Origin of the sequence: Nitratireductor aestuarii (assembly GCF_014641695.1) — a bacterium.
Classification (GTDB): Bacteria; Pseudomonadota; Alphaproteobacteria; order Rhizobiales; family Rhizobiaceae; genus Chelativorans; species Chelativorans aestuarii.
Genome location: NZ_BMIF01000005.1, coordinates 199,277 through 222,655, shown reverse-complemented (window position 1 = coordinate 222,655; position 23,379 = coordinate 199,277). Strand labels below are relative to the sequence as shown.

Annotated in this window: 21 protein-coding genes and 1 pseudogene; 19 read left to right on the top strand and 3 right to left on the bottom strand. The window is 60.5% G+C overall.

The features are described 5' to 3' along the window. Positions 1–6 precede the first annotated feature (6 nt). Genes IEX27_RS10395 through IEX27_RS10380 form a run of 4 tightly spaced genes read left to right on the top strand, consistent with a single transcriptional unit; the run spans position 7 to position 3,341 of the window. Positions 7–822, top strand: a complete 816-nt coding sequence (locus IEX27_RS10395) for an ABC transporter ATP-binding protein (RefSeq protein ID WP_444980168.1) — start codon at positions 7–9, stop codon at positions 820–822. Further along, positions 812–1,531: an ABC transporter ATP-binding protein gene (locus tag IEX27_RS10390; protein WP_188720977.1), complete on the top strand. Its 720-nt coding sequence runs from the start codon at positions 812–814 to the stop codon at positions 1,529–1,531. Before IEX27_RS10395 ends, IEX27_RS10390 begins: the two co-directional genes overlap by 11 nt. A gap of 5 nt (positions 1,532–1,536) precedes the next feature. Beyond that, positions 1,537–2,415: a branched-chain amino acid ABC transporter permease gene (locus tag IEX27_RS10385; RefSeq protein ID WP_188720976.1), complete on the top strand. Its 879-nt coding sequence runs from the start codon at positions 1,537–1,539 to the stop codon at positions 2,413–2,415. Further along, the gene (locus IEX27_RS10380) at positions 2,415–3,341 is read left to right on the top strand and encodes a branched-chain amino acid ABC transporter permease (protein WP_188720975.1); all 927 of its coding nucleotides are present in this window, start codon (positions 2,415–2,417) and stop codon (positions 3,339–3,341) included. The genes IEX27_RS10385 and IEX27_RS10380 overlap by 1 nt, the downstream gene beginning before the upstream one ends. A gap of 70 nt (positions 3,342–3,411) precedes the next feature. Here IEX27_RS10380 and IEX27_RS10375 read toward each other — a convergent pair whose 3' ends face one another. Continuing rightward, positions 3,412–4,188, bottom strand: a complete 777-nt coding sequence (locus IEX27_RS10375) for an IclR family transcriptional regulator (RefSeq protein ID WP_188720974.1) — start codon at positions 4,186–4,188, stop codon at positions 3,412–3,414. Positions 4,189–4,343: 155 nt separating this feature from the next. Between IEX27_RS10375 and IEX27_RS10370 the strand changes: the two genes are divergently transcribed. From IEX27_RS10370 to phbB, 9 genes are all read left to right on the top strand, one after another. Then, positions 4,344–5,102, top strand: a complete 759-nt coding sequence (locus tag IEX27_RS10370; protein ID WP_188720973.1) for an SDR family NAD(P)-dependent oxidoreductase — start codon at positions 4,344–4,346, stop codon at positions 5,100–5,102. A gap of 79 nt (positions 5,103–5,181) precedes the next feature. Further along, on the top strand, positions 5,182–6,423 hold the full coding sequence (locus tag IEX27_RS10365) for an ABC transporter substrate-binding protein (protein ID WP_244630320.1): 1,242 nt from the start codon (positions 5,182–5,184) through the stop codon (positions 6,421–6,423). 63 nt (positions 6,424–6,486) lie between these two features. Further along, positions 6,487–7,377 carry an SMP-30/gluconolactonase/LRE family protein gene (locus IEX27_RS10360; protein WP_188720972.1) on the top strand — a complete coding sequence of 297 codons (891 nt, stop codon included), beginning with the start codon at positions 6,487–6,489 and terminating at the stop codon, positions 7,375–7,377. Beyond that, on the top strand, positions 7,377–9,476 hold the full coding sequence (locus tag IEX27_RS10355; protein ID WP_188720971.1) for an acetate--CoA ligase family protein: 2,100 nt from the start codon (positions 7,377–7,379) through the stop codon (positions 9,474–9,476). Before IEX27_RS10360 ends, IEX27_RS10355 begins: the two co-directional genes overlap by 1 nt. Before the next feature lies 1 nt (position 9,477). Continuing rightward, positions 9,478–9,999: a nuclear transport factor 2 family protein gene (locus IEX27_RS10350; RefSeq protein ID WP_188720970.1), complete on the top strand. Its 522-nt coding sequence runs from the start codon at positions 9,478–9,480 to the stop codon at positions 9,997–9,999. A 75-nt stretch (positions 10,000–10,074) separates the two neighbouring features. After that, positions 10,075–10,611, top strand: coding sequence for a flavin reductase family protein (locus tag IEX27_RS10345; RefSeq protein WP_188720969.1), 537 nt, complete (start codon positions 10,075–10,077; stop codon positions 10,609–10,611). 114 nt (positions 10,612–10,725) lie between these two features. After that, complete coding sequence (locus IEX27_RS10340) at positions 10,726–12,303, top strand: SDR family oxidoreductase (protein WP_188720968.1); 1,578 nt, start codon at positions 10,726–10,728, stop codon at positions 12,301–12,303. Positions 12,304–12,384: 81 nt separating this feature from the next. Beyond that, complete coding sequence (locus IEX27_RS10335; RefSeq protein WP_188720967.1) at positions 12,385–13,413, top strand: NADP-dependent oxidoreductase; 1,029 nt, start codon at positions 12,385–12,387, stop codon at positions 13,411–13,413. A 69-nt stretch (positions 13,414–13,482) separates the two neighbouring features. After that, the gene (phbB, locus tag IEX27_RS10330; RefSeq protein WP_188720966.1) at positions 13,483–14,208 is read left to right on the top strand and encodes an acetoacetyl-CoA reductase; all 726 of its coding nucleotides are present in this window, start codon (positions 13,483–13,485) and stop codon (positions 14,206–14,208) included. A gap of 84 nt (positions 14,209–14,292) precedes the next feature. On the opposite strand, the gene IEX27_RS10325 is transcribed toward phbB, so the two are convergent. Further along, positions 14,293–14,895, bottom strand: a complete 603-nt coding sequence (locus tag IEX27_RS10325; protein ID WP_188720965.1) for a TetR/AcrR family transcriptional regulator — start codon at positions 14,893–14,895, stop codon at positions 14,293–14,295. Positions 14,896–15,157: 262 nt separating this feature from the next. Between IEX27_RS10325 and IEX27_RS10320 the strand changes: the two genes are divergently transcribed. Further along, on the top strand, positions 15,158–16,957 hold the full coding sequence (locus tag IEX27_RS10320; RefSeq protein WP_188720964.1) for an acyl-CoA dehydrogenase: 1,800 nt from the start codon (positions 15,158–15,160) through the stop codon (positions 16,955–16,957). 36 nt (positions 16,958–16,993) lie between these two features. On the opposite strand, the pseudogene IEX27_RS10315 reads toward IEX27_RS10320, so the two are convergent. After that, a pseudogene (locus IEX27_RS10315) lies at positions 16,994–17,698 on the bottom strand (SDR family oxidoreductase). Positions 17,699–17,936: 238 nt separating this feature from the next. Here IEX27_RS10315 and IEX27_RS10310 point away from each other — a divergent pair. The 5 genes from IEX27_RS10310 (at position 17,937) to IEX27_RS10290 (ending at position 23,379) form a co-directional block, all read left to right on the top strand. Next, positions 17,937–18,821: an SMP-30/gluconolactonase/LRE family protein gene (locus IEX27_RS10310; RefSeq protein ID WP_188720963.1), complete on the top strand. Its 885-nt coding sequence runs from the start codon at positions 17,937–17,939 to the stop codon at positions 18,819–18,821. Positions 18,822–19,356: 535 nt separating this feature from the next. Further along, positions 19,357–20,568 carry a CaiB/BaiF CoA transferase family protein gene (locus tag IEX27_RS10305; RefSeq protein ID WP_188720962.1) on the top strand — a complete coding sequence of 404 codons (1,212 nt, stop codon included), beginning with the start codon at positions 19,357–19,359 and terminating at the stop codon, positions 20,566–20,568. Next, entirely contained in the window at positions 20,565–21,809 is a 1,245-nt protein-coding gene (locus IEX27_RS10300; protein ID WP_188720961.1) for a CaiB/BaiF CoA transferase family protein, read from the top strand. Before IEX27_RS10305 ends, IEX27_RS10300 begins: the two co-directional genes overlap by 4 nt. Continuing rightward, complete coding sequence (locus IEX27_RS10295) at positions 21,809–22,975, top strand: thiolase family protein (protein WP_188720960.1); 1,167 nt, start codon at positions 21,809–21,811, stop codon at positions 22,973–22,975. Before IEX27_RS10300 ends, IEX27_RS10295 begins: the two co-directional genes overlap by 1 nt. Then, a complete protein-coding gene (locus IEX27_RS10290) occupies positions 22,975–23,379 on the top strand; it encodes a Zn-ribbon domain-containing OB-fold protein (protein ID WP_188720959.1) in 405 nt (134 codons plus the stop codon). The genes IEX27_RS10295 and IEX27_RS10290 overlap by 1 nt, the downstream gene beginning before the upstream one ends.

Here is a 23,379-nt window from a genome sequence, read left to right as displayed (position 1 = left end):
GCCTGCATGGGAGGAAAGATGACCACACTGCACGAAGGGTCCAGCATGCATGCCGGGCCCACCACCACCGGGGATAGCGTGCTAGTTGCGCGGGGGCTGAGCAAGAGGTTTGGCGGCTTCATGGCCGTCAACAACGTCGATCTGTCGATCAGGCGGGGTTCCATCCATGCGCTGATCGGGCCGAACGGTGCCGGCAAGACCACCTGCTTCAATCTGCTGACCAAGACGCTGTCGCCGACGTCGGGAACCATCGATTTCGATGGTCACGACATCACGCAGATGCGGGCGGCAGATGTTGCGCGCATGGGGCTGGTGCGGTCATTCCAGATTTCCGCGACCTTCCCGCACATGACGGCGCTCGAAAATGTGCGGGTGGCGCTCCAGTCCAGTTACGGCAGCACCTACCGGTTCTGGAATTCGCTGAAGCGGGTCGAACCTCTCAACGAACGCGCCATGCACCTGCTTGAGCGCGTCGGGCTCGCCAACATGGCGAAGGTGGAAGCCGCAGACCTTTCCTACGGCAAGAAGCGTGCGCTTGAGATCGCCACCACGCTTGCCATGGAACCGAAGGTCATGCTCCTTGATGAGCCGACCGCCGGCATGGGCCATGAGGACATCGAACCGATCACCGAACTGATCCGCGAAACGGCCAAGGGTCGCACGGTGGTGATCGTCGAGCACAACCTGTCGATCGTCGCCACACTCTGCGATCGCATTACGGTTCTGCAGCACGGCGAAGTGCTCACTGAGGGAACCTACGCGGAAGTCTCGTCCGACGAGCGGGTCATCTCTGCTTACATGGGAGGTGTGGATGAAGATTGACGTCCACCCGAATACCAGCCTGGTCGTCCGCGACCTGCAGGGCTGGTACGCCGAGTCGAAGGTCATCCACGGGATGAACTTCGAGGTTCACGAAGGCGAAATCCTGACGCTGCTCGGCCGCAATGGTGCGGGCAAGACCTCCACGCTGCGCGCCATCATGGGCATCATGCGCAAGCGTACGGGGTCCATCAATTTCAGGAGCGAAGAGCTCATCAACAAGCGGATCTACGAGATCGCACGCAAGGGCATCGCCTACTGCCCGGAAGAGCGTGCGATCTTTGCGTCGCTTGACGTGCGTGAGAACCTGACCCTGCCGCCGGTGCTCCAATCTGGCGGCATGACCGATGCGGAGCTTTTCCAGGCATTCCCCAACCTGCAGCGCCGCGCATCGAGCCGCGGCACCAGGCTTTCGGGCGGCGAGCAGCAGATGCTGGCAATCGCCCGCATCCTGCGCACCGGGTCGCGTTTCCTCCTGCTGGATGAGCCGAGCGAAGGCCTCGCTCCGGTCATCGTCAAGGAGATCGGCGAACTGCTCAAGAAACTGAAGCAGAGGGGCTACACCATCATCCTGGTTGAACAGAACTGGCGTTTTGCCCGCAGCGTTGCGGATCGCCACGTCGTGGTCGAGCACGGGCAGGTGGTCGACACATTCACGGCCGACGTGAGCAACACCGATGTTTCCCGTGTTCAGCGCTATCTGGGGGTCTAAGCCGAATGTTTGACATGATCTCTCCGCAGTTGCTGTTCGGGCAATTGCTCATCGGCCTGATCAACGGGTCCTTCTACGCCATGCTGAGCATGGGGCTTGCCATCATCTTCGGCCTCATGAACGTGGTGAACTTCGCCCACGGCGTTCAGTACATGCTAGGCGCATTCTGTGCCTGGCTCCTGCTTAACTACCTCGGCGTTCCCTACTGGGGTGCGCTGATCATCGCGCCGCTGGCAGTGGGTGCCTTCGGCATGCTTATGGAGCGCCTGGTGCTGCGGCCTCTCCAGCATCTGGACCACCTCTATGCGCTGCTCGCAACTTACGCGATCGCGCTCATCGTTGAAGGTCTTGTTCGCCAGGAATACGGTTCCACGGGTCTGCCCTATGCCGCGCCCATCAGCGGCGGCATAAACCTGGGCTTCATGTTCCTGCCGTACTACCGCCTGTGGGTTGTGGTGTTCTCCATCGTCACCTGCGCCGGCACCTGGTTGCTGATCGAATACTCCAAGCTTGGCGCTTATCTGCGTGCGGCAAACGAGAACCCGAACATCGTCGAAAGCTTCGGCATCAACGTGCCGCGCATGATCACGCTGACCTATGGTCTGGGCGTTGGTCTGGCGGCGTTGAGCGGCGTCCTCGCAGCACCGATCTACCAGGTTTCTCCGTCCATGGGCTCAGGCCTGATGATCACGGTCTTCGCGGTCGTGGTGATCGGCGGCATCGGCTCGATCTCGGGCGCGATCGTCACGGGCTACATCCTCGGCCTTGCCGAGGCGATCACCAAGGTCTTCTACCCGGAAGCTGCGACCACGGTCGCCTTCGTCGTCATGATCGTCGTCCTGCTCCTGAAGCCGAATGGCATCTTTTCCTCGGAGAAAGCGTGATGTCCAAGACTTCCGTTATTGCGATCGCGCTCTTGGCTGTGGCGCTGGTTGCACCGCTCTTCGTCTATCCCGTCACGCTGATGACGATCCTGTGCTTCATCGTCTTCGCCTGTTCCTTCAACCTTCTGCTCGGCTACACGGGACTTCTCTGCTTCGGTCACGCGATGTTCTTCGGTAGTGCGGCCTATGTGGCCGGCTGGCTGATGAAGACCTACGGGCTGACGCCCGAAATGGGCATCCTCGCAGGTGGCCTGTTCTCGGCAGCTTTGGGCTTGCTCGTCGGCATCATTGCGGTGCGCAAAAGCGGCATCACCTTTGCGATGATCACCTTCGCGATTGCGCAGTTCGTCTACTTCATCCTGCTGCGCTCGCCGTTCACCGGGGGTGAGGATGGGCTGCAGAAGATCCCGCGCGAGCCGGTGCTTGGACTGATCGATGTGACCCGCAACTTCAACTACTACTATGTGGTTCTTGCGATCACAGTGCTTGCGGTCTTCTTCTTCTACCGCATCGTTCACTCGCCCTTCGGCGAAATCCTCAAGGCCATCCGTGACAACGACGCCCGCGTGGAATCGCTCGGCATGAAGCCGGAACGCTACAAGCTGATGGCGCTGGTGCTCTCGGCCGGACTGGCAGGTGTTGCGGGTGCAATGAAGGCTTCCGTCTTCCAGTTCGCCACGCTGACCGACGTTTCGTTCCCGATCTCGACGGAAGTCATCATCATGACCCTGCTTGGTGGCCTCGGCACCCTGTTTGGACCGATGGTGGGCGCCGGCTTCATCATCTACCTGAACGAATATCTCGCAAGCTTCGGCGAATGGGCGCTCATCTCGCAGGGGATCATCCTGCTGCTGGTGATCCTGTTTCTGCGCCGCGGTATCGTGGGTGAGTTCAACGCCTGGATGAAGCGCCGTCAGGCAAGCTGAATTTCCTTCCACATCACAAGAAAAGCCGCAGAATCGTCTGCGGCTTTTCTGTTTCTGCGGAAGTTTGTGCTCAGATCTCGATCTTGATTGGCGTGAGGAAGACCTCGGTCTCCCTTATGGAGGCGACGGCGCTCCGCAGCGCATCCAGATAAGCGTCGAAATTGTCGTTGATGCGCTGTGTCACGCCGCCGATGGCAAGGCACGCTGGCTGGCCCTGAATGCGGACGGGAAGGGGGAGGACGATCGTTGCGCCGCCCTCGAGCGGTACGCCCTCGGCATAGGCGTAGCCCTTCTTCTTGATCTCGGCGATTCTCGCTTCCATCTCCTCCAGCGTCACGCGTTCATGTGGCTTGCAGGCGATGTTGGCGCGGCGGACAAGATTCTCCACGCGCTTGCGCGGCAGGTGCGATAGCAACATCCATCCCGCTGCAGATCGCGTCAACGGGACGATGGAGCCCTCATCGATATGGAAACGCAGGGCGTGGATCGATTCGATCGTGCGGGTGTATTGGAGATAGATCTCGCTGATCGTGCCGATGAAGGTGCCTTCACCCGTTGCGTTGTGGACATCGCGCATTGCGTCCAGAACCTTGCCGCTGCCGAACAACGCCATCGGAATCCAGTCGCCCAGTGCCGTCACCTTTGGCGTAGGAAAATAGGCCCGTTCCTGACGATCGTAGCTGAGATAGGACAAAGTAACTAACGTCTTAAGCAACACTGTCGCACTGGACTGCGGATAGCCCAGATCGTTGGCAATCTCGGACATCGAACGCCTCTGCTGATTGAGACGGAAATACTCCAGGATCTCGAGTGCCCGGACAGCTGACTTGACCTGCTGTGACTGCATGAATGGCGGTCCTCCCACGCGATTCTTCACATACGTGAAACTCTTTCACACATAGCAATAAGAGTAGCAGTTCTTTTTTGCACATGACATCTTCGTTTTTGTAACACCTCACGATTTTCGTGACAGAAGATCTACACATCATGGGAGGCAGCCGCATGGGAGGCAGGCTCGAGGGTAAGGTCGCACTGGTGACGGGTGGCGGTCGTGGAATTGGCCGCGCGATATCCGAAGTCTATGCCCGGGAAGGCGCTTTCGTCGGCGTTCTGGATCTCAAGCTTGAGGTTGCAGAAGAGGCTGCCGCAGCGATCCGCGCAGCAGGCGGCCAGGCCATTGCCCTGCAAGGCAATGTCGCCAAGCGCGATGACGTTTTCAATGCCGCCGCGGCTTTGAAGGAAGCTGCCGGTCCGGTGACAATCCTAGTCAACAATGCGATGTGGAACCGCTACGGCCCACTCGAAGATCAGACCGAAGAGATGATCGACCGGATGATCGACGTCGGCTTCAAGGGCGTCATCTGGGGCTATCAGGCAGCCGTTCCGCAGATGCGCGAGGCAGGTGGTGGCGCGATAGTTAACATCGCATCTCCTTCGGCGGTTCTCGCGATGAAGCACGGCATCATGTACAGTGCGATCAAGGGCGCTGTCGCGTCCTCGACGCGGTCGGCAGCTGCGGAATTCGGACCCGACAACATCCGGGTCGCGGCAATCGCACCCGGTTCCACGCGAACCGATGGCGCCAATCTGGTGGTATCCGAAGAGGCATGGGAGCGTCGCCGTCAGCGTGTGCCGCTGCAGCGCCTCGGCGAGCCGCAGGATATCGCCAATGCGGCCCTTTTCCTGGCTTCCGACGAAGCAAGCTGGATCAGTGGCGACATGCTGTTCGTCGACGGAGCGATGACGTTCGCATTTTCGTAAACATATGAATTAATCAGCAGAAAGTATGGATTAGCTGCATTCGGTGGAGCGAGGCAGCATGTTGGGAGGTAGTACCTAGATGGTAAGCAATAATTCCATTCGTTTCGTATCCATGGCTGTACTCAGCTGTGCGACGGCGCTGACCGGTTATGCCGGTGCGGCAAACGCCGCATCCATGACGGACAATGTCATCCGCATCGGCGTCATGAACGACCAGTCGGGCGTCTATTCCGACAACTGCGGCCCCGGCTCGACGGCTGTCGTGAAGCTTGTCGCAGAAGATTTCGGCAACGAGATCGGCGGCGCCAAGATCGAGGTTGTCGTTGCCGACGACCAGAACAAGCCTGACGTCGGTGTTGCCACGGCACGCAAGTGGGTAGAGCAGGAAGGCGTGGACGTCATCGTCGGCTGCTCCGCATCCTCCATCGCTCTGGCCGTGCATGAGATCATGCGCACCAACGAGAAGCCTTATCTCATCGCAGGCACCGCCACGCCGGACCTGACGCGCGAGGCATGCTCGCCCTACACCATCCAGTGGGTGCACGACACCTATGCGCTGCCCAAGGGTACGGTTACCCCGCTTCTGGCTGACGGCAAGGACAGCTGGTACTTCATCACCGTCGACTACACGTTCGGCAAGCAGTACCAGGATGACGCGACCCGCTTCATCGAGGGGGCAGGCGGCAAGGTTGTGGGGTCGGTCCTGCATCCGCTCGGCACCACCGACTTTTCCTCGCAGCTCCTGCAGGCCCAGGCTTCCGGCGCGCAGGTCATCGGCATCGCAAACTCGGGTACCGACTTTGGCAATCTGATCAAGCAGGCGAAGGAATTCGGCATCGCTGAAGCCGGTCAGGTTCTGGCGCCGCTCGGCATCCAGATCAACATGATCCACTCCATCGGTCTCGATGCCGCACAGGGCCTGCGCTTCGGTACGGCCATGTACTGGGACGCCAACGACGAGACCCGCGCCTTCACCAAGCGCTTCCAGGAATCCTTCAAGGCAGACCGAGTGCCCAACGAGGCGCACCTCGGCACCTTCACGGCAGTCAAGCACTACCTGAAGGCCGTTCAGGCTCTGGGTACGGACGACGGCAAGGCCGTGTCGGAATGGATGCATGAAAATCCTGTCGAGGATTTCATCCACAAAGACATCAAGATCCGCGCCGATGGTCAGCTGATGCGCCCGGTCCTCTCCGCCCGCATCAAGTCGCCGGACGAGTCGAAGTATCCGTGGGACTACTACGAAATCACGGGCGAGCTTCCGGGTGAGGAAGCCTGGACTCCGGTTTCGGAGAACAAGTGCCCGGCCCTCAAGGGATAAGTTGATCCCCGGCGTAGCCATCATGGCTACGCCACCTCTTCCTTTGACTACAGGATGTGAACAATGCTGCTCAGCGCGCGGAGAATTTCGCCGCAACCGTCTCTTCTGGGTGAAAGCCCGGTCTGGGATTCCCTCCACGAGTGCCTCTATTGGGTCGACAGCGTTGCCTGCAAGATCCATTGCTACGACACGCGGGCCGAGCGCTTCCAGGAATGGACGCTGCCCTCCATGGTGGGCTCCGTCGGTCTTTCGCAGGGCCGCCGCCTGGTTGCCGGCCTTCAGGATGGAATTTACGAGTTCGATCTCGAGACATCCGAGCTGCGCACGCTCTTCAGGTTCGCCGAACCCGACAAGCTGGTCCGCTTCAACGATGGCAAGGTCGACCGCCAGGGACGCTTCCTGTGCGGAACCATGGGTGTCAATGCAGATCCGCGCGGTGAACTCTACCGTGTGAGCGCGTCCGGAAAGACCGAGATCCTCGCCAACGGGCTGCGCATCACCAATGCCATCTGTTTCAGCCCGGATGGCGGGACGTTCTACTTCGCCGACAGCCTCGACCGAGCGGTGCGCGCTTATAGCTACAGCCCCGAAGAGCGTGGGCTGGAAGCGCCGCGCATCCATGTGGACACCAAGCCCTACAATTCCGGTCCTGACGGCGCGACCGTCGATTCTGAAGGCTATATCTGGGTCGCACTGGTGCAGGTCGGCAAGATCGGCCGCTATGCCCCGGACGGCCAGCTCGACCGCATCATCGATGCGCCCACGGATATGCCATCCTGTCTCGCCTTCGGCGGACCCGACATGTCCACCCTCTATGTTACCTCGATCAAGGATTCCGGCACGGGACGCGCTGTCTCCCGCCATCCTGCAGGCGGCCATGTGTTCGCCATCGAAGGACTTGGAGTTACCGGCATCCCCGAGACCCGTTTTGGGGATCAGCAAGGAAACATTTGATGTCTGAGCATTTTTCAGCCCTGTTCTCACCCCGGTCCGTCGCCATCATTGGGGCGTCGGAAGATGTCACCCGCATCGGCGGCAGACCCCTGCGCTACCTGAATGAAGCGGGCTATGAGGGCACGGTCTATCCCGTCAATCCGAACCGCGAAACAGTTCAGGGATACAAGGCCTACGCATCGGTCGCGGATCTGCCGGAAAGCCCGGACATCGCGCTTCTCGCTGTGCCTGCCAAGGCGACTGTCGAAGCGGTCCGCAGCTGCGCCGAAAAAGGCGTGAAGGCTGCAATCGTGTTTTCTGCCGGTTTCGCGGAAGCCGATGAGGCGGGTGCCGCTGCGCAGAAGGAGATGGTCGCCATCGCCCGTGCGGCAGGCATGCGCCTGCTCGGGCCAAACTGCCTCGGCGTCTTCAACTCCTCTGCCAAGTTCTACGGCACCTTCTCGGTCGTATTGGACGAGGAATTCATCCAGCCCGGACCGGTCGCCATAGTTTCCCAGAGCGGCGCATACGGCGCGGCACTTGCCGATCTTGCCCGCAATCGGGGCATGGGCATCAGCCAGTGGCTGACGTCGGGCAACGAATGCGACATCGACATTGCCGAAGCACTGAAATACGTCGTGCAGCAGCCGGAAACACGTGTGGTGATGGCCTACGCCGAGGGCGTGCGCAACCGCGACAGCTTCATTGAGGCACTCGACACCGCCCGCAAGCTCGGCAAGGCGATCGTCTTCATGAAGACAGGCCGCTCCTCGGTCGGCGCGGAAGCTGCCGCCTCGCACACGGCCGCCCTTGCAGGGTCGGACGCGGTCTTTGATGCGGTGCTCCGCCAGTATGGCGCATACCGCGCCCGTACCACTGCAGAGCAGCTCGACATCGCCTATGCCGCCTCGTTCGGGATTTACCCCAAGGGCAACAAGATCGGCATCTTCACGTTCTCGGGCGGCTTCGGCATCCAGATGGCGGATGACGCCGAGGAGAATGGCCTGAAGGTTGCACCCATGCCAGCCGACGTTCAGGCGGAGCTGAAGGCACTTCTTCCTTATGCGTCGCCCAAGAACCCGGTTGATGCGACGGCTCAGGCCGTCACCGATCTGCCGCTCATGACCCAGTACATGCGCTCCATGATCGAGCGCGGCGGCTATGACATCTTTTCGGCCGTTCTGCAGAGCGGCCCGAACTCGAAAACCTACGGACCGCGTCTTATCGAGGCGCTCGATGCTGCGACCGCTGGCGCGAAGGATCTCGTCAAGGCTGCCACCATGTCGGTGCCACGCGAGGTGGAGAAGCAGTTCGAGGACCGCGGCTTCATCGTCCATGAGGATGGCTCGGCGCTGATGAAGGCTATTGGCGCCCTCAACCAGTTCCGCGAGAGCTTCGAACAGGCCAAGGTGCGCAAGGCGCTTGAGCCCATGCAGAAGATCGCCATTCCGCGCGAAGAGGTGAGCGAGCATGCCGCCAAGAAGCTGCTGTCGCATGCGGGCATCGAGTTTCCGCATGAGGAACTCGTCGCACCTGATGGAGATGTTGGCGCTGCCGCTGCGCGGGTCGGTTTCCCTGTCGTTCTCAAGATTTCGTCGCCGGATATTGCGCACAAGACGGAAGTCGGTGGCGTTGTCGTCAACGTTCGCTCCGAGGATGAGGCGCGTGAGGCTGCCGCCGGCATCCTGGCGCGTGCGCAGGACAAGGTTCCCGGCGCGCGGATCGAAGGCATCGTGGTAACGCCCATGATCGGGCAGGGGGTCGAGACCATTGCGGGTGTGTCACGCGATCCGGTGCTCGGACCAGTGGTCATGTTCGGTCTGGGCGGCGTGTTCGTCGAAGTGCTGAAGGACGTGACCTTCCGTGCTGCGCCCTTTGATGTGGATGAGGCGCACCGCATGATCCGTGAGATCCGCGGTTACTCGATGCTGGAAGGCGTGCGCGGTGCGGAACCTTCCGACGTCAACGCGCTCGCCGAGCTCCTGTCGAAGCTGTCTCGCTTTGCAGCGGCGCACGCTGAAGAAATCGAGGGCATTGACCTGAACCCGGTTCGCGTGATGCCGAAGGGGCAGGGCGTGAAGGTGCTCGACGCACTTATCATTCCGCGCAAGGAGGTGTGAGATGAAAGGATTTCGCAATCCTGACCGTTTGACTGAACTGCTCGACCGTGAGGCTATCCGCGACTGTATTTATACCTACTGTCGCGGTGTGGACCGGTGCGATGAGGCTTCCCTGAGAGCCTCATACTGGCCCGATGCAACCGATCGTCACGGTGCGATGGCGGATGGACCAGTTGAGACGTTCATTTCCAAGTGCGTTGAAGTCTTCAAGACGAACCCGCGCAATATCCATCAGGTCAGCAATATTCTGATCGAGTTTCAAAGTGAAACCCGCGCCGCAGTGGAAACCTATTTCTCTGCGCATCAGAGAGCAGGCCAGACGCAGGTTTACCTTGCCGGACGCTATTGCGACCTGTTCGAGAAGCGTGGCGAGGAGTGGCGTGTACTGGATCGCGTCGTCGTATACGATTGGGTTGCCCCGGGAGAGGCTCCTGCGGAGGATGAAGTTACCCGCTTCGGCCCGCGCTCTCCAATTGGCTGTGCTTATCCGCACGATCCCGTGTATCGGATAGGAACCAAGTAAGAGTTCAAGATTGCTGTCGATCGTCTCCGCTATGGGAGCGTATGGCAATTTGGCCGAGATTGAGAGGAAGGCCTGTTGGATCAGATTGCTGAACACCCGAGCGAAAATGATCATCGAGACGTAGCCAGCGCGGAATTCCGGGCTGCGCTTCAGAAGATTACTTCTGCCGTGATCATCATTGCCTCGGCGAGCGAAGGGAAGAGCTTCGGCCAGACACTGACGTCCTCGGCGATTGCTGTCGCTTCCGCTGAACCGCCGACGCTGGTCATCAGCCTGAATGCGACGGCGCCGATCACGCAGAAGCTTCGAAGCGCCGGCTGTCTTTCCGTCAACTATGTTTCGGAGGATCAGCATGAGATCGTCCGCGAGTTGCTGGACCCGAACCTTACGTCCGCGCGACCGTTCGAGCGAAAGGGGCTCTGGCAACGCCAGGAAACCGGCTCGCCGGTGCTCTCGAACTCAGTGGTTTCGATGGACTGCAGTGTGCTGGATACGCTGGAAAGCGGCGCAAACGTTCTGTTTATCGTGCGCGTCCGCTCGATCATGACGTCGGACCGGGAAAGTCTGCTCTATCGCGATGGGTTACTCAGACGTCTGGATACAGATTTCTAAGTATCGTGGAAGAAGAGGCGCATTTTCCGGCCGCAATAACAAAGACCGAGATGCTGGAGTGGCAGGCGTTTCATTGACGCCGGCACTCTTCGCACCAAAATCCGGGAGGATCCAATGGATCAGCGTAAACTTGCAATCGTAACAGGTGCTGCGGGCGGTATCGGCCAGGCATTGCTGGCGGAGTTTGCTCGCCGTGGCCACCGCCTCTTCGCGGTGGACCTTCCAGGCAGTGACCTAGCGGCCATCGTTGCCCGTTTCGGAGAGGGGCACCTCTGGCACGAGTGCAATCTCGGCAACGAGGGTGAGATCGTTGCCATGTACGAGCGTATCGACCGGGAGGTCGGCCGAGTTGACATCCTTGCCAATAACGCTGCGGTCGGACCAACGATGGCAACGACGGTCAACACCGACCTCGCACAGTTCCGCCTGACAATGCAGGTGAATTTTTACGGCGCATTCGTAATGGCGCGCGAAGCAGCAAAGCGCATGCAGAAGGGTGGTGCAATCGTCAATACGGCCTCGCAGGCAGGCGTGCTCGGTAATCCTACGCGCAATGCCTATGCGGCCTCCAAGGCTGCCGTGATCTCGATGACAAAATCGCTGGCGGCAGAGTGGGCGTCGAAGGGTATCCGCGTCACCGCCGTCGCACCTGGCTATGTACGCACGCCGATGGTGGCTGAGCTTGAGTCGAGCGGCAAGGTGGACATGTCGATCACCCGCCGTCGCATCCCCGTCGGACGCATTGGCCGTCCGGATGAAATCGCATCCGCCATCGGCTTTCTGTCCTCTCCGGAGGCCCGTTACGTCACCGGCTCCTGCCTTGCTGTCGATGGCGCCTGGGCGGCATTCAACCAGCCGGGACATGCACATCCGGAAGTGATCGGAATTCCAGCGGCAGAGCTTGAAGCGCCTGCTGCAACCGAGAGCGGCCGTGTCGTCGTTGTCACCGGTGGCGGTCGTGGCATAGGCGCAGCCATCGTTCGTCAGTTTGCGAGCCAGGGCGACAAGGTTGTCGTGCTCGATCGCGAAGGCGCGGAGGAGGCTGCAGCCGAACTCGGTCCCGACAGCCTCGGCATTGCGCTCGACATCACCGATGACGAAGCCGTATCCGCAGCATTCGAGCAGATCAAACAGCGGTACGGTCACGTCGATGTGCTGGTAAACGACGCCGCCATCGCTGACGTCTTCAAGCCCGCCGTTGAACAAACCTTCGAAGACCTGGCCAGGGTGATGGAAGTCAACGTGACCGGGGCCTTCAACTGCGTGAAGCAGACCCTGGCATTGATGCCGGACGGCGCCGGCGTGATCGTCAATCTTGGATCGATCAACACGTTCCTCCCCTTTGCGCCGCGCCATGCTTATGGTGCTTCAAAGGCCGCCATCGATATCCTGACGCGTTGCCTTGCCGCCGAGCTCGGCCCGCAGGGCAAGCGCGTGGTCACGGTCGCGCCGGGTTACATCCGCACGCCGGGCGTCGAGGATCTGGAGCGCAACAACCGCATCGATACGGGCGCCATCTGCCGTCGCATTCCGATGGGCGACATGGGCAAGCCGCAGGACATAGCGAACGCGGTGTATTTCGTCGCTTCTCCCGCCGCCTCTTACATCAGCGGCTCGATCCTCTATGTGGATGGAGGGTGGACGTCCTTCGGCAATGCCGGAGACGCGAGCACCGGCGACTTCGAGCCGTGAGAGACTAGGCATCGCACAAGGCAGTTGGCGCAATGACGCGCCGGCGTTCCTTCCTCAATCCACCAAGGCGAGGGAAATTCCATGACATCCAATCTCTTGAACCGGCAGGTCGCATTCGCAGCCCGGCCGGACGGTGAGCCGACAGCCGAGACCTTCTTCATCAGGGAAGTTCCCGTTACCGCGCTGGAAAGCGGCCAGATCCTTTGCCGGAACCTGATGGTTTCTGTCGATCCCTATCTCCGTCTCAAGATGTACGATCGTGAGAGCTACACACCTCCACTCGAATTTGGCGAGACGATCCCGGGGCGTTCGGTCGCTCAGGTCGTGGAGAGCGCCGCACCCGAATTCAAGGCTGGCGATCTGGTGGCCATCCAGGGCGGCTGGCAGGAATATGAGATCGTCAAGGCTCGTCACGCCGAACGTGTCGATCCGGCCCTCGCCAATCCCGTGAGCTGGCTCGGAGCCTTGGGCATGACCGGCTTCACCGCCTATGGCGGGCTTCTGAGTGTCGGCCAGCCGAAAGAGGGAGAAACGGTGGTTGTCTCCGCTGCCGCTGGAGCTGTTGGTCTGCTCGTCGGACAGGTTGCGCGCCAGGTGGGTTGTCGCGTCGTCGGCATCGCCGGCGGGTCGGAAAAGTGCGCGCGCGTCGTCTCGGAGTTCGGCTTCGATGCCTGCGTGGATTATCGTGCCGCGGATTTCGAGCAGCAGCTGACGGAAGCCACGCCTGAGGGCGTTGACGTCTACTTTGACAATGTCGGCGGCGAGATCGCGGCGGCTGTCACCAGGCGTCTCAATACCTTCGCCCGCGTGGCGATCTGCGGGCTGATCTCTCAGTACAATGGCCAGAGCGACTCCGATCCGAAGGCCATGGAAGAATATCTGCGCTGGATCCTTGTCCGCCGACTGACGATCCGGGGCTTCATCGTCTATGACCTCCACAAGAATCATCCCGAATTTACGGAGGTCATGTCCGGGTGGCTACGGGAAGGAAAGGTGCGCGAGGTCTTCCAGCGCTATGATGGTTTCGAGCAGATCGTCCCGGCGTTCCTCGGAATGCTGAGCGGAAAGAACTTCGGCAAGAGCATCGTCAGGATCGCGGAACCTTCCTGACCTGTTTATAATGGTATGCCGCGGTGGCGGCAGGCGGATTGGCGTACGGGTTTTTTTTAGGAGTCGGACATGAGCAAGGTCGCTTTGGTATCGGGCGGCACGAGCGGCATTGGCGCAGCCGTCGCGCTGGCACTGCGTGACGCTGGCTATCGCGTAGCTGTGACCCATGTGGATCAGGCCGAAGAGCACCAGGACTTTGCACAGAAGAACGACCTTTCCGCCTTTTGCTGGTCGGTCAATGACTATGAAGCCTGCGTTGCGGGTGTTGCAAAGGTGGAAGCGGAACTTGGTCCCGTCTCGGTGCTCGTGAACAATGCCGGCATCACGCGCGACATGATGTTCCACAAGATGACGCCGTCGGCCTGGGGTGATGTTCTGCAGACAAATCTCACGGGCGTCTTCAACATGACCCATCCCGTATGGCTAGGCATGCGCGAGCGCCGTTATGGCCGCATCGTCAATATCTCGTCCGTCAATGGCCAGAAGGGCCAGGCCGGGCAGGCAAACTACTCTGCGGCGAAGGCCGGAGTTCTGGGCCTCACAAAGGCTCTGGCACAGGAAGGCGCTCGGTTCGGCATCACCGTCAATGCAATCTGCCCAGGCTATATCGGCACTGAAATGGTGAAGGCGATCCCGGACCATGTGCGCGGCAGGATCGTCGAGGAAATCCCTGTCGGACGGCTGGGCGAGCCTGAGGAAATTGCCCGCTGCGTCACCTTCTTGGCGTCGGATGCTGCAGGCTTCATCACCGGCTCCACGCTCTCCGTCAACGGCGGCCAGTATTTCGCTGCTTAGAGCGGTTCCAGGGAAAGTGGAAACCGGTTTTCCGTCCGGAACCGCGAGAAAATAAAGACTTGAGCAGTTCAGAGTAGAGCGTGTCTAACTCCGAAGCATGGCGATGACCAACTGCGCGTATTCTGCACCGAGTTCCTCCGGGGCAGGGGACTTGCCGGGCACATACCATCTTGCCACATCGATGCTGAGCGAAAGGCAGGCGACCGTCCGCATCCGGAGCTTGGAGGTGTCGCTTACCAGATGCCGGAACTCCTCCGCGGCAAAGTCTGCGGTGCGGCGGCGGATGGCGGCGATTTCCTTCAGATGATCAGGCTGCAGCGAATGCAGTTCGTACTGGATGACGCGGGCGAGCAGATGATTGACCGCGTGCCAGGCGGTGAAGGTTCGCACGAACGACAGGACCCGTTCATGGTGGTCCGAAATGCCTTCAACTGCGGCAAGGCTTTCATTGAGAACTGCTTCGTGACCGATCTTCGCGATCGTGAAAAGAAGATCAGCCTTGGACGGGTAGTGGATATAAAGGGCGGCGGGTGACATCCCAATCCGCTCTGCAATGTGCCGCGTCGTGGTGGCGTGGAAACCGCGCTTGCCGAATTCATCAACAGCTGCCTGGGCAAGCGTCCGCCTCGGCCCCTGCTGCAGCATTTCCCAGAGATCAGATATTGCGGTCGTTTCCGAAGTTTCCATTGACAATTCCTGTACGAGTGGCAAGGTAAGCAAGCGCTTAGTTAGCTGTTCCTGTCAAGAGCCGGCGGTACCGTCGCGGCAGATGAGGAGCTGGCAGGCTGAGCAAGCGGTTCGCGGATGCACGGTGCTGGACGGCCTCGTTGATAAAAACAGCAATGAATACCGTCGGCGTTGAACAAGCAAGAGTAAGACGAAGGCAGATATCAGGTAAACAAAAGTTCTGCCGACTGACTTCGAGCACAAGAATATAAGGGAATTGGTCATGCGGGTTGTCAATCGTAGGGAGCTGGATTTTCTCCTGTATGAAATGTTCGATGTGGAGAAGCTGCTCTTCTCCGAACGCTTCGCCGCCTACGACAGAGAGTCCGTCAAGCAATTCCTGGACACTGCGGAAAGCATTGCAGAGGATATTTTCCTGCCGATTGCTGCACTCGTCGACAAGGAGGAGCCGGCATTCGTCGATGGCAGGGCCATCGTTCCGGAGGAAACGAAGACAGCGCTTCAGGCCTTCGCCGATGCCGGATTCTTCGCGTTGACCTTTGATGAGGATGCAGGCGGTCTGCAGGCTCCGTGGTTTCTGTATACCGCCATTTCGGGCATGTTTACATGCGCCAATGTCGGCGTCACCAACTACGCTTTTCTGACGATCGCGGCAGCAAATCTTCTGAATGCGTTCGGGACCGAGGACCTGAAGCGCCGCTTTCTGGCGCAGATGCTGGCGGGATCCTGGTTTGGAACCATGTGCCTATCTGAGCCGCAGGCAGGCTCCTCGCTTGCGGACATCCGCACCACTGCCACGGAAGTGGGCGATGGCATCTACAGCATCCGCGGCAGCAAGATGTGGATCTCCGGCGGCGATCACGAGCTGACCGACAACATCGTGCATATGGTGCTGGCGAAAATTCCGGGCGGTCCTGCGGGCACCAAGGGCATTTCCCTGTTTCTGGTTCCGAAGCGTCGGGTCGATCAGGACGGTAACCTGGGCGAGCTGAACCATGTCCAGCTCGCGGGGCTCAACCACAAGATGGGTCAGCGCGCGACCACCAATTGCCTGCTGAATTTCGGCGAGGGTGGCGAGACGCTGGGCTACCTGATCGGCGAGCCTCACCGTGGCATCGAGTACATGTTCCACATGATGAATGAGGCGCGTCTTGGCGTCGGCCATGCGTCCGTTATGGCGGCGCAGGCGGGATACTTCGCTTCCGCCGAATATGCCGCAACGCGCCCTCAGGGGCGGCCGATCGACCAGCGCGATCCGCAGAGCCCGCAGGTGGCAATCGTGGAGCACGCGGACGTTCGGCGCATGCTGCTTGCCCAGAAGGCTGCCGTGGAAGGTGCACAGGCTCTCTGCTTCTACTGCGCCACGCTGATCGACCAGCTTCGGATCGAGACGGATGCCGAGAAGCGCAGGCAGCTCAGCAATCTGCTCGGGCTGCTCACGCCCGTGGTCAAGTCCTGGCCGTCGGAACATTGTCTCGAAGCCAACAAGTGGGCGATCCAGGTTCTGGGCGGCTATGGCTACACGCGGGATTACCCCGTCGAGCGGCTTTACCGGGACAACCGCCTCAACCACATCCACGAAGGAACCTTCGGCATCCAGGGGATGGACCTGCTCAACCGCAAGGTTGCCGGTGACCGCGGGGCAACCCTCGATCTGCTGATTTCAAAGATGAAGCAGACCGTGGAGGAGGCGAGCACTCTTCCCCGCACCGCAGAGCTCGTCGGCAGCATGCAGGCGGCGCTCGGAGAGCTCGAGCGCGCGGCTGAAACGCTCATCGATTGCCAGGATGTGAAGCTGCGGTCGGCAAACGCAACGGTCTTCCTGGATGCCTTCGGCCACGTGGTGATCGGCTGGTTCTGGCTTCGCCAGTCCATCCTGGCCGAGCGGGCTCTCGATGGCGACGTTCCGGAAACCGACCGAAGCTTCTACCAGGCCAAGGTTGTGGCGGCTCGCTACTTCATCCGGCACGAGCTTCCGCTCGCGGTGACGAAGCTTTCCCTCTGCGCGTCCTTGGATGACACCGCTCTCGTCGCAGATCCTGCATTGTTTGCGGTGGCATAGGCATGGCCGGAGCTCTCAGCTCCGGCATCAAACACCTCAGACTGATCGCATCATGCCTCCGTCGACGCGGATGTTCTGTCTGGTGATGTAGCCCGCACCGTCCGAGACCAGGAAAGCCACGGTCGCGGCAATCTCGGCAGCGGTGCCTTAGCGCTTCATGGGCACGGCTTCCCGACGTTCTTCGAGGGCTGGGAGACTGTCGATCCATCCCGGCAGAACGTTGTTCATCCGGATGTTGTCGGCTGCATAAGTGTCGGCGAAGAGCTTGGTGAAGGAGGCAAGTCCCGCACGCGCAACCGCCGAGGTCGGGAACATGGCCGAGGGTTCGAAGGCCCAGGCGGTCGAGATGTTCACGATGACGCCCGACTTCTGCTTCTGCATGATCGGCGTCACCAGTCTCGTCGGCCGTACGACGTTGAGGAAGTAGACGTCAAAGCCGGTGTGCCAGTCTTCGTCGGTGATCTCCAGGAGCTGCTTGCGAGGACCATGACCCGCGCTGTTCACCAGTGCATCGATCCGCCCCCACCTGTCCACCGTCGCATCGACCAGCCGCTTCAGGTCTTCCGGCGACTGGTTCGAGCCGGTGATGCCTATCCCGCCAAGCTCCTGTGCCAGTGCCTCGCCCTTGCCGGATGACGACAGCAGAGCCACCTTGAAACCGTCGGCCGCAAGGCGGCGAGCTGCTGCTGCACCCATGCCGCTGCCGGCAGCCGTCACGATCGCCACTTTGTCTTCAGCCATTTTTCCTCCCATACGCGCTGCTCGCAATTGTCGAATCCATAGGTACCGAACCAGCCTGCACGTGTACAAGGGGAGCGTTCAAAATTGCGTGGCGCATTGTTGCACCGAGCGCCTTGCCTTGGTCCCGCTCTGCATCTTATGATCGACCGACCGCGCTGAGCAGCGCGGTCATCAAGAGCCGATTTCCTACCGGTCGCCTCAGCTTGTTTCAATTTGAGCCTTTCTGGAGGAGTCGAGCATGCAGCCCGAAAATTTCACTTGCGAACCGCTTGGCCCCAAATGCGCTGTGGGCGAGGGGCCAGTCTGGGATGTTCAATCCCAGCGCCTTGCCTGGGTTGATTGCGATCAGCGCAAGCTGTTCCTTCACACGCCCAGGACGGGGGAGGTTCGGGAACTGTTGCTCCCGGGTCAGCCGGGATCCTATGCCTTCATTCGCGACAATCAGCTCCTGGTCGCCTATCGAACTGAGCTTTGCCTTGTCGACCTCGAAACAGGCGAGCAGACTTCGGTCGACGTCAAGGGGATCGACTTTTCCAGCGCTCGGTTCAACGACGGGGCCTGCGACAGGGCAGGGCGCTTCTGGGTCGGCACCATGCACAAGGCGTTGCGAGAGCCGGTTGGCGGGCTCTACCGCGTCGATCCGGACCTTTCGGTCCACTCAATGGCCGATGGCTATGTCGTGGCGAACGGCTTGGCCTTCAGCCCTGACAATCGCATCATGTATCACACGGACTCCCGTCCGGCTCTCATTTACGCCTACGACTATGATCTGGAGCGCGGCGAGATTTCGAACCGCCGCGTCTTTGCAGATTATGCTGGGAGGCGTGAACGGCCGGACGGCTGCACCGTCGATGCGGAAGGAAATGTCTGGGCGGCGATGCTGGGTGGAAGCCGCATTGCCGTGATCGATCCGCAGGGCAAGGAAATCCGCTCGATTTCACTGCCCGTGAGCAGGCCTTCGAGCCTGTGTTTCGGCGGTGCTGAACTCGACACGCTCTATGTAACGAGCATGCCCTTCGGGCTCTCGGAAGAAGAGCTTCAGGCGCAGCCGTTGGCCGGCGTTACCTTGGCGCTGCCGGGGGCAGGACGGGGGCTGCCTGAACCCCGCTTCCGCAGGGCCTAAAGCAATTCCAGGAAAAGTGGGAACCGGTTTTCCGTCCGGAATTGCGCTAAAACAAAGGCTTGGATCATCTCAGCGTTCCTGTGAAACACTGAGATGATCTAAAGCTCCAGTTATACTGGAAGCCGCGTCAGAATGACGGGCTGAAAGCTCGCATAGTAAGCTTGTCGATGCACGAGCCTGTCTGGGCGCGTGTGCAGGTTTTGCCGTTTCTCACCGCTCTTGCCGCCACCTCAACACCCCAACTTTCCACCGATTGCGAGAAGCCCATTCAGCCGCGTTGACACCAATCGGTATAACATTATAATGATATAGAAAATGAAGGCCGGTTGGCTCGTGGGTAGGACGCGGGGCTCTCGGCTCGGGAGGGAATATGCCAGCAGTATACTTGCGGCCTCGCGCCGCCGTGACCAGTCGCACTATCGGGACTCGAGCACCGAGGGCTGTTGCCTCGCTTTGCACGGGCGGTGGCTGCGTTGGCGCGGTGGCGCCCAAGCTCTCCCTTCATTGCTAACGCCCTGACCTTGGAGATCTCAATATGCCCGTTTCACCCTCAATAACGCCGGGAGCCTTGCAGGGCGTTCGCGTCATCGACATGAGCGATGAAAGCTGCGTCTACGGGGCCAAGGTCCTGGCCGACCTCGGTGCGGATGTGGTGCGCATCGAGTCGCTCCGTGGCGACAAGATGCGTTCCATGCCGCCGTTCGATCCGAAGTCCGGCGAGAGCATGTTCTATTGCTTCATGAACGCCAACAAGCGTGTGGTCACGGTCGATCTGGAGCAGGAAAGCGGCCGCAAGCTTTTTGCAGCACTTGTCCGCTCCGCAGACATCGTCTTTGAAAGCGCGGAACCCGGTTACCTGGCTGGGCTGGGTCTCGCCCCTGAAACGTTCAGACAAGAAAAGCCGGGTCTGATCTGGACGTCGGTGACGCCTTTCGGCTCCAGCGGGCCTTACGCCAACTGGAAGGCAAACGATCTGATCAGCCAGGCGATGGGCGGCCTGATGACGCTGACCGGGCTTCCCGAGCGCGCGCCGCTCAAGCTGCATGGCGAGCAGACCTGCTACATCGCAGGCCTGCATGCCGTATCGGGAACGCTGGTTGCCTACTGGCACAAGGTGCGAACGGGCGATGGCCAGTTCGTAGATGTCTCCGTGCATGAGTGCATCGCGCACACACTTGAAAGCGCGATCCAAGCCTATACCGCTGAAGGCGACGTCCGCTCCCGCCAGCCGCGTGCGTCGGAAGCGGGCGTCGGTATGTACCCCTGCAAGGACGGCGAAGTCTTCATCTTTGCTACCTCCGGCATGATCGCCAGCAGCTGGCGCAATCTCGTCGCCTGGCTGCGTGCGGAAGGGATCTCCGGAGCCGATGAGCTCGCCGAGGAGAAGTGGACGGAAAACAGGTTCCGCCGCAGCGCCGAGGCCCGTGCTCGCTCGTTCGAGATCATCAGCCAGTTCACCCAGCGCTTCAACAAGCAGCAGCTTTACGCACAGCTGCAGCAGCGCGGCATTCTCTCCGCACCGAAGTGCGAGATCGGTGACCTCTTCGACAACACCCAGCTCAAATACCTGAACTGGTTTACCGAACAGCGCTTTGACGAAGAACGCACGATCAGCTGGCCGGGCCCAGCCTTCCGCATGTCCGAGACGCCGCGGCGCGATCCGCTACCGGTCGTTGAGGTTAGCGATCCATCAGGTCTGGTTGAAACGAATACGGCCGCCGCAGAGCAGGGGAAGGTACTGGCATGAGCAGTTCGAGCAACATTGAAAAGCGCCCCGGCAAGCTGGCGCTTGAAGGCATCCGTGTCCTCGATTTTACCATTGGTGGCGCTGGCCCCTTTGCGACGAAGCTTCTTGCCGACAATGGCGCCGAGGTGATCAAGGTGGAAACGAGCACCCACTATGACTTCCCGAGGACGATGGGTCCCTATGCCGGCGGCGTCAAAGGCGTCAACCGCAGCGCCTATTTCACTAACCGCAACTCGGGCAAGCGCAGCATCGCGATCAACCTGAAGAAGAAGGAAGCGGCCGAGGCACTGAAGCGTATCATCCCGACGGTGGACATCGTCGCGAACAATTTTCGCGCCGGTGTGCTGGAAAAGCTCGGCTTTGGCTATCAGCAACTCGCGGCCATGCGCCCCGACCTCATCTATATCAGCATGCCGCTTCAGGGCAGCGCCGGACCGCAGGCTGAGTTCAGTGGCGTCGGGCACACGCTGAACGTGCTGGCGGGTATCTTCGGCCTCACCACCTACGAGGATGGAACGCTGGTTGGACCGGGTACCAACTTCCCCGATCATTCCGTAAACCCGGGCCATGCCGTGTCGGCCATCATGGCAGCGCTGATCCATCGCGAGCGAACGGGCCTCGGACAATATCTCGAAGTATCGCAGCTTGAATCGACCATGAACCTGCTGGGTCCTGACATCCTGGGCTACAGCCTGTCGCGGCAGAACCCGAAGCCGCTCGGCAACGGCAGCGCGGTCCATGCTCCCTATGGCGTTTATCCAGCTGCCAACAACGAATGGCTTGCGCTTGCCGTCGAGTCCGATGACGAATGGCAGAGGCTTGCTTCTTATGCCTCGGATCAATCCTGGGCGAAGGATGCGAAGCTCGCGACACGGGAAGGGCGTCTGGCTGACGTAGCCACATTGAACGCCGCCATGGAGGCGTGGACGCGCGACCAGGACGCCCGAGAACTGGCCGCAGCCCTGCAGCAGAACGGCGTTCGCGCAGGCCTGGTGCAGAATGCGCGCGATCTGGTCGATCTCGACCCGCAGATTGCGGCACGCGAGGCTTTCGTCACCGTCGACCATCCGGAGATGGGCCCGGTTGTCTATAACGCCGCGCCCTACAAGCTTTCCGCCACTCCGCCGCAGATCCGCTCGGCGCCCATGCTCGGGCAGCACAATGACGAAGTCTTCCGCGAATGGCTTGGCCTTCCGGACGAGGAAATGGAACGTCTGGAAAAGCTGGAGGCCTTCGTCTGATGAGCTCCATCCGCAGTGCAAACAACATTGCGTCCGTGGTCGGCGTCGGCAACACCGACTGGCCGCAGGACCAGAAGGCGGTGCGGGCAGGCGTCCGTCCCACGGACGCCTACGGATACGGCGCGATCGCGCTTCAGCGCGCGCTGAAGGATGCCGGCATCGACAAGAGCGAGGTCGACGGGCTGATCACCGCGCCTTATACGCCCGTTGAACGAGCGGCCGAGCTCTATGGCATCAATCCGCGCTGGGCGTCCGTGTCAGATGCCATGCAGTCGGTGCTGACCGCCGTTATGGCGATCGAGGCCGGTCTTTGCGAAGTGGTCGCTCTGGTGCTGGGCTTTAATCAGCGTTCTGCCGGGTTCAAGTATGGCGGCACGGGAACGCTCGGTGCGGCCAGCAATCTCTCCTACGTTTATCATGAGCCTTGGGGGCTGACGTCGCAGGGTGCGCTCTATGCGCTCATGTACCGGCGCTACATGGAGCTTCACGGCACGACGGAGGCCGATCTCGGCCAGGTCGCGGTGGCGCAGCGCCAATGGGCTTCCGGCAATCCCCATGCCGTGATGCGCAAGCCGATCACGATCGACGACTATCTCTCCTCGATCTATGTCGCGGAGCCCCTGCACATCTTCGACTATTGCCTGATCAACGATGGCGGCGTGGCGCTGATCATCGCCGAGAAGGAGCGCGCCAAGCGCATCACCGATCGCCCGGTGCACATCCGCGCCATCGGTCGCGCCGACATGCACGACCAGTCAACGACGCTGAAGCCCCGTCTCCTCGACTTCTACCATCCGGGTCACACGCTCGTTTCCAAGCAGGTCTACGACGCGGTCGGCATGGGCCCGCGCGACATGGATGCCGTGCAGATCTACGACAGCTTCAGTCCGCATATTCCGGTGGCGCTCGAAGGCTTTGGCTTCTGCGAGATCGGCGAAGGCTGCCGGTATATCGCCGAGACCGGCATCGGTCCGGGTGGCGGGATGCCGGTCAACACCTCGGGCGGGCACCTCTCCGAGAGCTACATGCAGGGCTGGAATCACCAAATCGAGGCGGTCCGTCAGGCCCGCGGCGACGCTGCCACCCAGGTCCCGAACTGCCGCAACGTCCAGTATATTTCCGACGTTGTCGGCAAGGTCTTCTCGATCATCTATGGAGTTGATTGATGGCTTCTCAACCCACCCATTTCTCCATGTTTGACGAGCCCTTCTGGGAATCCGCCCAGGCTGGCGAACTGCGGATGCAATGCTGCTCCGCCTGCTCCACCTACCGTTATCCGCCCGGCGCATGCTGTCCCAACTGCCTGTCTATCCAGGCCGAGTGGAAGGCAATCTCCGGCAAGGGAAAGGTGCTTTCCTGGACGACGATCCATCGCCAGTATCTGGAAGCCTATCCGGCTCCATACAGCGTTGTTGTCGTGCAGCTTGACGAGGGCCCGATCCTGATCACGCACTTCGACAATGAGGATGTCGGAAAGCTCAAGCTTGATACGAAGCTGACCCTTTCCTACGCCACGCATCCTGACGGCTATCGGCTGCCGAAGTTCGTGTTGCCGGAAAAGGCGGCCTAG